Below are 10,468 nucleotides of genomic sequence, written 5' to 3' on the forward strand. Positions count from 1 at the left end.
GGGGAACTGCGCGATCAACCCCCACCCACCCCGCAGCCAAAGTACCGCCCAGCGGGGTCCGGGGCGCAGCTCCAGGTGCCGGGAACGGGCAGGCGCGGTGGGGGCGAAAACCACACCACCCACCGGCCCTGTCGCAGACGTCCGGCACAATCGGGACCATGAGCACCCCCGACCCCCAGCCTCCCGTACCGGACGCCTCGCGACCCGAGTCGAAGGACCGGATCTACCGGTCGCCCGCCGGTATGGCGGGCGGCGCCCTGCTGCTGCTGATCGCGGGCTGGCTCGGCATCGACGCGCTGGTCTCCGGCCACGGCCGCACCCCCTGGCTGGCCCTCGCCTCGCTGATCCTCATCGTCCCGTTGGTGACCGCCTTCACCCTGCGACCCGCGGTCTACGCGAACGAGGACCGGCTGCGCATCCGCAACCCGTTCCGCGTCATCGTGCTGCCCTGGGGCAAGGTCGCCACCCTGCGCTCCAGCTACTCCAACGAGGTGGTCGACACCTCCGGCACGAAGTACCAGCTGTGGGCGATCCCCGTCTCGCTGCGCGCCCGCAAGAAGGTGGCCAAGCAGCAGGCACGGGGAGCGGCGGCGGGCAGCAGCGGAGGCCGTATGGGCCGCACGTCCGCCTTCGGCCGTCCGTCGTCGGTCCATGCCGAGCCGACCCGCGCCCAGACCGACCAGATCATGGACGACCTGCGGGAGCTGCAGGAGGCCCGGGCCGCCACCGAGGGCGCGCAGGGCGAGGTCAGCGTGCGGTGGGCGTACGAGGTGATGGGGCCCGCGGCGGCGGGGGCGATCCTGCTGGCCATCCTCCTGGCGGTGGGCTGACCGCCGGTGGTGGGCTGATCAGCCCCTTCCCCTACGATTCACAGGCTTCTCGGCTGGACAACGGGGGCATTCACCCCGCTGGCACCCTGTCCGGGAAGCGACGCATCGATGAGCACGAGTCCTGACGGGCCGCACCGGCTGCCCGCGTCCGAGGTTCCCGACGGCGCGGGAAGTTCCTGCTGGGGGCCGGGCTCCTGATGGCTCTGCTCGGCGTCACGCTGATCGCGGCCTACGGTCTCCGGAATCTCGGCCAGGACCCGCAGAGCGCCCGGACGATGGGCGACTTCACCGTCGGTCTGGAGCTGACCGTGGTTTTCTCCGGGTGGTTCGGGCGCCGCCGCGCCACGCTCCTGCGCCGCGCCCCCGCGCCCGTGCTGCTTTCCTGCTTCCGTAGCCGCGGTGGTGGGGGTCGTGGGGGGCTGGCTCCCGTGACCCTGGTCAGGGCGCGCTCGGCCACACCAGCGCCATGTACGCGCCGCAGTAGGCCGAGCCCAGAACCGCGGCCGTCAGGCACACGGCGCGGAAGCGGGGCGAGGCGCGGGCGAGGTGCAGGGCCGCCGGGAGCAGGAGCGGGAAGCCGGGGAGGAGGAAACGGGCGCGGGGGAAGTAGACGCCGCCGCTGCCCAGGACGATCAGCAACAGGACCCCGGTGAAGACAAGCAGGGGGAGCGGCTGGCGATCCCAGACGGAGACGACGTAGAGCGCCATCGACGCGAGCAGCGTGACGGTCACCATCACCAGGAACAGCTCGGGTGTCGAGTCGGCCCCGAGTACCTCCCGCAGCCGGCGCACGGTCTCCACGCCGCCGTCCCACTCGTTGTGCCACAGCCGCTGTACGGCGAAGTAGCCGTCCCAGCGGCCCAGGCGCAGGCCCACCCAGCCGACGTACGCGAGCCAGCCGGCCGGAGCAAGGGCGGCGGCCGCGAGGGCGCGCACCGAGAAGCCGTTGCGGAGCGAGAGCAGGGCCGTCACGGTGACCGCCGCCGCCACCGCGATGCCCGTCGGGCGGGTCAGCCCCGACAGCGCCGCGAGAGAAGCCGCCCACAGCCAGCGGCCGGTGAGCACCGCGTACAGCGACCACGCGGCGAACGCCGTGAACAGCGACTCCGTGTACCCCATCCACTCGACGAGGCCCACCGGGAGAGCCGCCCACAGGACGGTCAGCAGCACGCCCACCCGGCGGCCGTGCAGATGGCTGCCGACCGAGTGGATCCCCCATGCGGCGAGGAACGAGCACGCGACGGCGATCGCCCATCCCGTCGTCGCCCGCGTGCCGGGTGTCAGCACCGCGACCGCCTTGACCAGCACGGGGTAGAGCGGGAAGAAGGCGAGGTTGTTCGCGTCGTACGTGGTGCCCAGGTGGTGGGTGTAACCGTGGTCGGCGATGCCCAGGTACCAGTCCGCGTCCCAGTGTGTCGCGAGGATCGGCCAGACGCCGTGGTGCCGGCGGTGGGCCCACACGGCGAGCGCGAGCAGGCCGGTGACGCGTACGGCCGCGTAGGCGAGGAGGGCGGGGGCCGCGCGGCGCAGATGGGCGCGGACTCTGGCCGCGGGGGTGGCTCCGCGCGCCGGGCGCAGGGTCTTCGGGGGCGTCGGCGTCTTCGGGACGAGTCCGCTCGGGGCGTTCCGGGGTGGGGCGGATGTCGGCCGGGAAGCGGTCGAGGGCACGCGGCAGCTCCTGGGACTCGGTGGTGCGCTACCGGTAACCGTTCCTCGGTCTTCCGGCAGCGCACGGGAGCGCTGCGTCAACTGCCGTGCGGAAATCACCCGCCAGAGCGATCAGGGGTGCCTGGGTGGGCCCGCCGAGCGGAAGGGCCGGTGTGTGCCCGTGCGAGCCCGCTGGACGGAGCGATCGGTGTGTGACCGTGCGGGCCCAGCGGAGAGGACCGTCGGTGTGCCTGTGCGGGCCCAGCGGAGAGGACCGTCGGTGTGACCGTGCGGGCCCAGCGGAGAGGACCGTCGGTGTGACCGTGCGGGCCCACCGGACAGTGGGCCCGCGACGACGCGTCAGATACCGGCCGCCGCCGACAGGTCCCGCTTGATCGCCGACAGCAGCTCGGCGGCCTTCGCGTGGGCCGCGGGGAGGTGGTCCCGGGTGCCCACGGACACCACGACCTCCAGGTAGCACTTCAGCTTCGGCTCCGTGCCGCTCGGGCGGACGATGACGCGGGCACCCTCCAGCGTGTAGCGCAGGCCGTCCGTCGGCGGCAGCCTGTCCGTGCCCTTGGTGAGGTCCTCCGCCTTCGTGATCGCCAGACCGGCGAGCCGCGTCGGCGGCTGCTCGCGCAGGCGCCGCATGGCGTTCGTGATGATCGACAGGTCCTCCACGCGGACCGAGAGCTGGTCGGTGGCGTGCAGGCCGTACTCGACGGCGATGTCGTCGAGGAGGTCGAGGAGGGTCCTGCCCTGCTCCTTGAGCTCGGAGGCCAGCTCGGTGACGAGGAGGGCGGCGGTGATGCCGTCCTTGTCGCGTACGCCGTCCGGGTCGACGCAGTAGCCCAGCGCCTCCTCGTATCCGTACCGCAGACCCTCCACGCGAGCGATCCACTTGAAGCCGGTGAGGGTCTCCTCGTACGGCAGCCCCGCCTTCTCGGCGATCCGCCCGAGGAGGGACGAGGACACGATCGACTCGGCGAAGGTGCCCCGCGCTCCGCGTCGCACCAGGTGCTCGGCGAGCAGCGCGCCGACCTCGTCGCCGCGCAGCATCCGCCAGTCCGCGCCGTCCTTCACGGCGACCGCGCAGCGGTCGGCGTCCGGGTCGTTCGCGATGATCAGGTCCGGGTCGGTCTCGTGGGCCGTCGCGAAGGCGAGGTCCATCGCGCCGGGCTCTTCCGGGTTGGGGAAGGCGACGGTGGGGAAGTCCGGGTCGGGCTCGGCCTGTTCGGTGACGAGGACGGGGGTGGGGAACCCGGCCCGGGCGAAGGCCGCGAGCAGCACGTCCTTGCCGACGCCGTGCATCGCCGTGTAGACGGTGCGGGCGGTACGCGGCGACCCCTGCGCCAGTACGGCGTCCGTACGGGCCAGGTAGGCCTCCAGGACGCCCTCGTCGAGGATTTCCCAGCCGGAGTCGGGGCGCGGGACCGTGCCGAGGCTGGTGATGGCGTCGATCTCGGCGGCGATCTCCGCGTCCGCCGGGGGAACGATCTGCGAGCCGTCGCCCAGGTAGACCTTGTAGCCGTTGTCGCGGGGCGGGTTGTGGCTGGCGGTGACCTCCACGCCCGCCGCCGCGCCGAGGTGCCTTATGGCGTAGGCGAGTACGGGGGTGGGGAGCGGGCGGGGCAGTACGGCGGCGCGCAGCCCCGCACCCGTCATCACGGCCGCGGTGTCGCGGGCGAAGTCCGCGGACTTGTGCCGGGCGTCGTACCCGATGACGACGAGCCCGTCCGTCTGCCCCTTCTTCCTCAGGTACGCGGCGAGGCCGGCGGCGGCGCGGATGACGACGGAGCGGTTCATGCGCATCGGGCCGGCGCCGAGTTCTCCTCGGAGGCCGGCGGTGCCGAACTGGAGGGTGCCGCTGAAGCGGGCGGCGAGCTCTGTGACGTCCTGGGCGTCGATGAGCTTGGCGAGTTCCTCACGGGTCTCCGCGTCGGGGTCCTCGGCCAGCCACGCCTTGGCCCGTGCGATGAGTTCGTCCTGCACCTCGGGTGCACCTCTCTTCGTTCGTACGTTGCTGTGTACGCCGGGTTGGTCTCGCCCCTGCCGCCCCTACTCCTTCCCGTCCCCCGGAGGTTCCGCCTCCAGACCCCCGTATCGGCCTGAACGGCCTCGCCCTCGAACATCGCACGGGCTGAAAGCTTCCGGCCCCGTCGGGAGGAAGGCTCAGCTCCGCGCGGGGAAGGGGGCCGAGCCCGGGCAGGGGTCCAGGGGGCGACGCCCCCGACGGGGCGGGGGCAGGGGCGGAGCCCCAGGAGGAAGGGACGGGTAAGGGCGGAGGAGGCGAAAAAACCGTTGCCCGAGCCCGTCGCCCGAGCCCGTCGCCTACAGACGGTCCAGGACCTGCGTCAGAAGCTCGCCCATGCGGGCGGCCGAGTCGCGTCCGGCCTGGAGGACCTCTTCGTGGTTCAGGGGCTCGCCCGTCATGCCGGCGGCGAGGTTGGTGACCAGGGAGATGCCCAGCACCTCGGCGCCCGCCTCACGCGCGGCGATGGCCTCGAGGGTCGTCGACATGCCGACGAGGTCCGCACCGATGACCCGAGCCATCCGGATCTCGGCCGGTGTCTCGTAGTGCGGCCCGGGGAACTGGGCGTAGACGCCCTCCTCCAGGGTGGGGTCGACCTCCTTGCACAGGGCCCGCAGACGGGGCGAGTACAGGTCGGTGAGGTCCACGAAGTTCGCCCCGACGATCGGCGACGTCGCCGTCAGGTTGATGTGGTCGCTGATCAGCACCGGCTGACCGGGGCGCATGCCCTCGCGCAGACCACCGCAGCCGTTGGTCAGCACGATGGTCTTGCAGCCGGCGGCGACGGCGGTCCGCACGCCGTGCGCGACGGCGGCGACCCCGCGGCCTTCGTAGTAGTGGGTGCGCCCCAGGAAGACCAGGGCCCGCTTGTCGCCGATCTTGTACGAGCGGACCTTGCCGCCGTGGCCCTCGACCGCCGGCGCGGGGAACCCGGGCAGCTCGGTGACCTGGAACTCGGCCTCGGGGGAGCCGAGCGCGTCCACGGCCGGGGCCCAGCCGGAGCCCATCACGAGGGCGACGTCGTGGGTCTCGGCGCCCGTGAGCTCACGCAGGCGCGCGGCGGCGGCGTCGGCGGCGGCGTAGGGGTCGCCCTGGATGTCGTCCGGAAGAAGAGATGCGTTCACGCGCATGAGCGTAGCTGGTCCAGGCCTACGCGCGTAGATGGCAAGCTCACGGTCTTGCGATCGTTGTCTTGTCGTTTCCAACAAGGAGCGACGGAGGGAGGGGCGGAGCCGACTCGACGGGCCGAACGGGTGGGCGGTGGGAAAGCGTGGGGCAACATGGGAAAACGCGGTAAAACGCGCGGCGGAGCCGCGAAAAGGGTGCCCGTCGGACAGGCCGATCGGGTGGGCGGGTAGGCGGACCCGCCGCGGAGCGGCGCGGCAGACTGCCTGCTCAGCGGGCCGATCGGGTGGGCGGGTGGCTGAATCCCGCCGCGGAGCGGCGCGGCAGGCCCGCACGGGCACCCCTCAGCAAGGCCGCTTGCGGAGCTCCATGACGTAGTCGTGCGGCGCCCCCGCCGACTCCGCCGCGTCGGCGATCTCCCCGAGGTACCGCGCCGAGGGGAGCCCCCCCTCGTACCCGTTCAGTACGTACACCCACGCCGGTTCCTCCCCCTCCAGCGTGTGCACACGTACGCGCATGCGCCGGTATATGTCGAGGCCCACGCCCTCCCACCGGTCCATGGAGTCCTCGTCCAGGGGTGCGATGTCGTACAGCGCCACGAAGACCTGGGAGCGCGGTGCCTCGACGATCGTCGCGAGCGCGCCTTCCCAGCCCATGTGCTCGCCCCCGAACGTCAGCCGCCAGCCGTTCAGCCAGCCGGTGGCACGCAGCGGCGAATGCGGAGCGCGGCGCGTCATGAGCCGCGGGTCGAGATTGCCGGCGTACGCGGCGTAGAGCGACATGGGGACGAGGGTACGACAGGTACACGTACGCCTCTCGCGTAACAGAAGCACCTCGGATGCAAGGACTTCGGGCCCCTGGGCGGAAGCACCTTGAAGCGTGCGGGACAATGGAGTACGTGACTCGGATCGTGATCATTGGTGGCGGACCCGGCGGATATGAAGCGGCGCTGGTGGCCGCGCAGCTCGGCGCGGAGGTGACCGTCGTCGACTGCGACGGTCTGGGCGGGGCGTCGGTGCTCACCGACTGCGTGCCGTCGAAGACCCTTATCGCTACGGCTGAGGTGATGACCACCTTCGACTCCTCGTACGAGGAGCTGGGGATCATCGTCGCCGACGACACGCCACCCATGGAGCAGGCGGCCCGGGTCGTGGGCGTCGATCTCGGCAAGGTCAACCGCCGTGTGAAGCGCCTGGCGCTCGCGCAGTCGCACGACATCACGGCCTCGGTGACGCGCGCCGGCGCCCGCGTACTGCGCGGTCGCGGCCGGCTCGAAGGCATGCAGGCCCTGGACGGCTCGCGCAAGGTCGTCGTACGCGCCGCGGACGGCACGGAGGAGACACTCACCGCCGACGCCGTCCTCATCGCCACCGGCGGTCACCCCCGAGAGCTCCCCGACGCCCAGCCCGACGGCGAGCGCATCCTGAACTGGACCCAGGTGTACGACCTCGACGAGCTGCCCGAGGAGCTCATCGTGGTCGGTTCCGGTGTCACCGGCGCCGAGTTCGCCGGCGCCTACCAGGCGCTCGGCTCCAAGGTCACCCTCGTCTCGTCCCGCGACCGTGTGCTGCCCGGCGAGGACCCGGACGCCGCCGCCGTCCTGGAGGACGTGTTCCGCCGCCGCGGCATGAACGTCATGGCGCGTTCCCGCGCCGAGTCCGCCAAGCGGGTCGGCGACCGCGTCGAGGTCACGCTCTCCGACGGCCGGGTCATCAGCGGCTCGCACTGCCTGATGGCCGTCGGCGCGATTCCGAACAGCAGCGGGATGGGCCTGGAGGAGGCCGGGGTCAAGGTCAGGGACTCCGGGCACATCTGGACCGACAAGGTCTCGCGCACGACCGCTCCCGGCGTGTACGCGGCCGGTGACGTGACCGGCATCTTCGCCCTCGCGTCCGTCGCCGCCATGCAGGGACGTATCGCCATGTACCACTTCCTGGGCGACGCGGTGGCCCCCCTGAACCTGAAGACGGTCTCGTCCAACGTCTTCACCGACCCGGAGATCGCCACCGTCGGCTACTCGCAGGCCGATGTCGACGCGGGCAAGATCGACGCCCGGGTCGTCAAGCTCCCCCTCCTGCGCAACCCGCGCGCCAAGATGCAGGGCATCCGCGACGGCTTCGTCAAGATCTTCTGCCGCCCCGGCACCGGCATTGTGGTGGGCGGTGTCGTCGTGGCTCCGCGCGCCTCGGAACTGATCCATCCGATCTCGATCGCGGTCGACAACAATCTGACGGTCGAACAGATCGCGAACGCGTTCACCGTGTACCCCTCCCTGTCGGGCTCGATCGCCGAGGTGGCCCGGCAGTTGCACACCCGGAAGACCGCGGGCGAGGGCTGAGGCGTATCGCCGACTCCTCGCTGGTCACGGGGAGTTGTCGACCATTCGTACGGCGTAGGCGGCGCGAGTAGGCGCATATACCACTTCACGCCCTGCCATGCGAACAACTTCTGTTATTCGGCGCAAACTGCTGAAAGCAGACGGTCGTTGGGGTTACTGTCAGTTTCGTGTTCGCTGCAGAACGTCGCCAATTGATCCTCGAAATGGTGCGAGCGAATGGGGCCGTGTCGCTCCGTGAGCTCGCCCGTGTCGTCCAGACCTCCGAAGTGACCGTACGGCGGGACGTGCGCGCACTGGAGGCAGAAGGACTCCTCGACCGCCGGCACGGCGGTGCGGTATTGCCGGGCGGGTTTACGCGGGAGTCCGGCTTTCCGCAGAAATCGCATCTCGCGACCGCCGAGAAGACGGCCATCGCCGATCTCGCCGCGGGTCTCGTCGAAGAGGGCGAGGCCATCGTGGTGGGCGCGGGTACGACCACGCAGGAGCTGGCTCGCCGGCTCGCGCGAGTGCCCGGGCTGACCGTCGTCACCAACTCCCTCCTGGTGGCACAGGCGTTGGCCCACGCCAACCGTGTGGAAGTCGTGATGACCGGCGGCACCCTGCGCGGTTCCAACTACGCCCTGGTCGGCTCCGGTGCCGAGCAGTCCCTCCAGGGGCTGCGGGTCTCCCGGGCCTTCCTCTCCGGGAGCGGGCTGACCGCCGAGCGCGGGCTCTCCACGTCCAACATGCTGTCGGCCTCGGTCGACCGCGCGCTGGTCCAGGCCGCCGCCGAGGTCGTCGTGCTCGCCGACCACACCAAGCTCGGCACCGACACGATGTTCCAGACCGTGCCGACCGACTTGATCACTCACCTGGTCACGGACGAGCCCCCCGGGCACGACGACCGCGCGGTCACCGAACTGCAGGCCCTGGCCGACCAGGGCGTACAGATCGCGGTGGCCGGGTCATCGGCCTCGGGCGGCGCGGGAGGCGATCCCGTCCCGGCGGGGCGCCAGTCACGCCGGGACGTACCGCTCCCCGGTCCCCGCCGCGGCCAGCCGATCCCCGGTGCGGGCCCCCAACTGCGCAGCGCCAGCGCCTTGGGCGACCAGCCCCAGCCGGAACGCGCCAGGGTGGCCGACCTGCGCCGCCGCTGACCCCTCCCCCAAGGGCGGGAGGGGCGGGCGGATTCGGGCCCCGAAGTGACCGCGATGTGCGGCTTCACGTGGCCTGAATTGCCGAAGGACACCTCAGGGCTTCAGGCCCCGTAGCGTCAGGGTCAGGAGCCGGTCGGCCAGTTGCGGCTCGTCCGGGGTCTCCTCGGCCGCCAGTGCGATGGCGTTGGTCAGTTGGAGTAGGTCGCCGATCGACACGTCGGGGCGTACCGCGCCCGCCTCCTGTGCGCGGAGCAGCAGGGCGCTGCCCGCCTCGCGCATCGGGCTGCTGCACCGCGCGAGATCCGAACCGTCGTCCTGAGAGGCCGACATGAGGGCGCGGGAGAGGCCGCGGTATTCGCTCGCGTGGCTGATGATGTCGCGCAGCCAGTCCACGAGGGCGGCGCACGGCTGCGGGGCGCCGAGGAGTTCGCGCGAGCGGGCCAGCAGCTCGTCGACCGCGTCCTCGAAGACCGCGCTCATGAGGGCGTGCCGATTCGGGAAGTGGCGGTAGAGCGTGCCGATTCCCACGCCCGCGCGCCGGGCCACGTCCTCCAGGGACGCACCGGTGCCGTGCTCGGCGAAGGCGGACCGCGCCTCGGTGAGCAGCCGTTCGTAGTTGCGCCGGGCGTCTGCGCGCATGGCGCGCGGCACCGCGGCGTTCTCCACGGGCCCGTGTGCCCCCGCTCTCTCCGGTGCGGTCGCGCCCGCCATGGCATCCACCTGCCCTCTCCTGCCGCGCGGCTGCGGTCCAGCATGCCATCGGGGGCTCCCGAGCGGCCTCCCCGGGCCGAGTGAAAGCCGCACCTGCTTCTCTAGGGCCTGTCGTCACATTCCCGTCTGCCCCGCGACGCCTGGCACGCTCCCCCACTGCCTTAACGGCGTGGGAGGTGCCCCCACTCGCCGCACCGGGCGAAAGCCCAAGTACGTCCAGTACGAGGACTTCCGCCCGGCACTCCCCCAGCCTTCGGCCGGGGGGACCCCCAGAGCACGCACCAGACGCCGCGGGGCCGCCCTTCGGGCGACGACGGGAATGTGACGACAGGCCCTAGTGCGTCGCGTCGGTTTGCCCCGCCCGCACATCGTGGCTCGCCCCCGCACATCGCTTTGTCTGTGCATTTATATACCTTTTGCTCATCTTTAATCCGCAGTTACGCCCCTTGATGGAGCAGCGGCGGGGGGAGAGCCCTGGGGACGGGAGAGAGCGAAGCGCCCGGCGGACTGACTGCTGCAGTCCGCCGGGCGCTTCGGGATGTCACAAGGAGACTCGCGTATCAGTCCTTGATCTCGCAGATGGCGGCGCCGGAGGTGACGGAGGCGCCGACTTCGGCGCTGAGGCCCTTGATGGTGCCGGAGCGGTGGG

General features: G+C 71.6%; 8 protein-coding genes. 3 read left to right on the plus strand and 5 right to left on the minus strand.

Translation table 11 applies throughout. From position 1 onward, the window contains the following. Window positions 1-158: 158 nt before the first annotated feature. A complete protein-coding gene (locus IEY95_RS42865) occupies window positions 159-830 on the plus strand; it encodes a PH domain-containing protein (protein WP_189191681.1) in 672 nt (223 codons plus the stop codon). 438 nt (window positions 831-1,268) lie between these two features. On the opposite strand, the gene IEY95_RS42870 is transcribed toward IEY95_RS42865, so the two are convergent. The 4 genes from IEY95_RS42870 to IEY95_RS42885 form a co-directional block, all read right to left on the minus strand. Then, complete coding sequence (locus tag IEY95_RS42870; protein ID WP_373294663.1) at window positions 1,269-2,498, minus strand: putative hexosyltransferase; 1,230 nt, start codon at window positions 2,496-2,498, stop codon at window positions 1,269-1,271. A gap of 339 nt (window positions 2,499-2,837) precedes the next feature. Beyond that, complete coding sequence (locus IEY95_RS42875) at window positions 2,838-4,469, minus strand: phospho-sugar mutase (RefSeq protein WP_189191682.1); 1,632 nt, start codon at window positions 4,467-4,469, stop codon at window positions 2,838-2,840. A 339-nt stretch (window positions 4,470-4,808) separates the two neighbouring features. Further along, a complete protein-coding gene (locus IEY95_RS42880) occupies window positions 4,809-5,633 on the minus strand; it encodes a purine-nucleoside phosphorylase (RefSeq protein WP_189191683.1) in 825 nt (274 codons plus the stop codon). A gap of 345 nt (window positions 5,634-5,978) precedes the next feature. After that, window positions 5,979-6,416, minus strand: a complete 438-nt coding sequence (locus tag IEY95_RS42885; RefSeq protein WP_189191684.1) for a gamma-glutamylcyclotransferase family protein — start codon at window positions 6,414-6,416, stop codon at window positions 5,979-5,981. A 107-nt stretch (window positions 6,417-6,523) separates the two neighbouring features. On the opposite strand from IEY95_RS42885, the gene IEY95_RS42890 reads away from it, so the two are divergent. Continuing rightward, window positions 6,524-7,972: an NAD(P)H-quinone dehydrogenase gene (locus IEY95_RS42890; protein ID WP_189191685.1), complete on the plus strand. Its 1,449-nt coding sequence runs from the start codon at window positions 6,524-6,526 to the stop codon at window positions 7,970-7,972. A gap of 167 nt (window positions 7,973-8,139) precedes the next feature. Further along, window positions 8,140-9,108: a DeoR/GlpR family DNA-binding transcription regulator gene (locus IEY95_RS42895; RefSeq protein WP_189191686.1), complete on the plus strand. Its 969-nt coding sequence runs from the start codon at window positions 8,140-8,142 to the stop codon at window positions 9,106-9,108. A gap of 93 nt (window positions 9,109-9,201) precedes the next feature. Here the strand turns inward: IEY95_RS42895 and IEY95_RS42900 are convergent, their stop codons facing one another. Next, window positions 9,202-9,747: a TetR/AcrR family transcriptional regulator gene (locus IEY95_RS42900; RefSeq protein WP_229703752.1), complete on the minus strand. Its 546-nt coding sequence runs from the start codon at window positions 9,745-9,747 to the stop codon at window positions 9,202-9,204. Window positions 9,748-10,468: the final 721 nt, after the last annotated feature.

The organism is Streptomyces albiflavescens (genome assembly GCF_014645835.1).
In the GTDB taxonomy this organism is placed as follows: Bacteria; Actinomycetota; Actinomycetes; order Streptomycetales; family Streptomycetaceae; genus Streptomyces; species Streptomyces albiflavescens.

What these genes read in the sequence shown, in the direction of transcription:
- IEY95_RS42865 (WP_189191681.1), top strand. Translation starts at nt 159, where the DNA reads ATGAGCACCCCCGACCCCCAGCCTCCCGTACCGGACGCCTCGCGACCC.
- IEY95_RS42885 (WP_189191684.1), bottom strand. Translation starts at nt 6,416, where the DNA reads ATGTCGCTCTACGCCGCGTACGCCGGCAATCTCGACCCGCGGCTCATG.
- IEY95_RS42890 (WP_189191685.1), top strand. Translation starts at nt 6,524, where the DNA reads ATGGAGTACGTGACTCGGATCGTGATCATTGGTGGCGGACCCGGCGGA.
- IEY95_RS42900 (WP_229703752.1), bottom strand. Translation starts at nt 9,747, where the DNA reads ATGCGCGCAGACGCCCGGCGCAACTACGAACGGCTGCTCACCGAGGCG.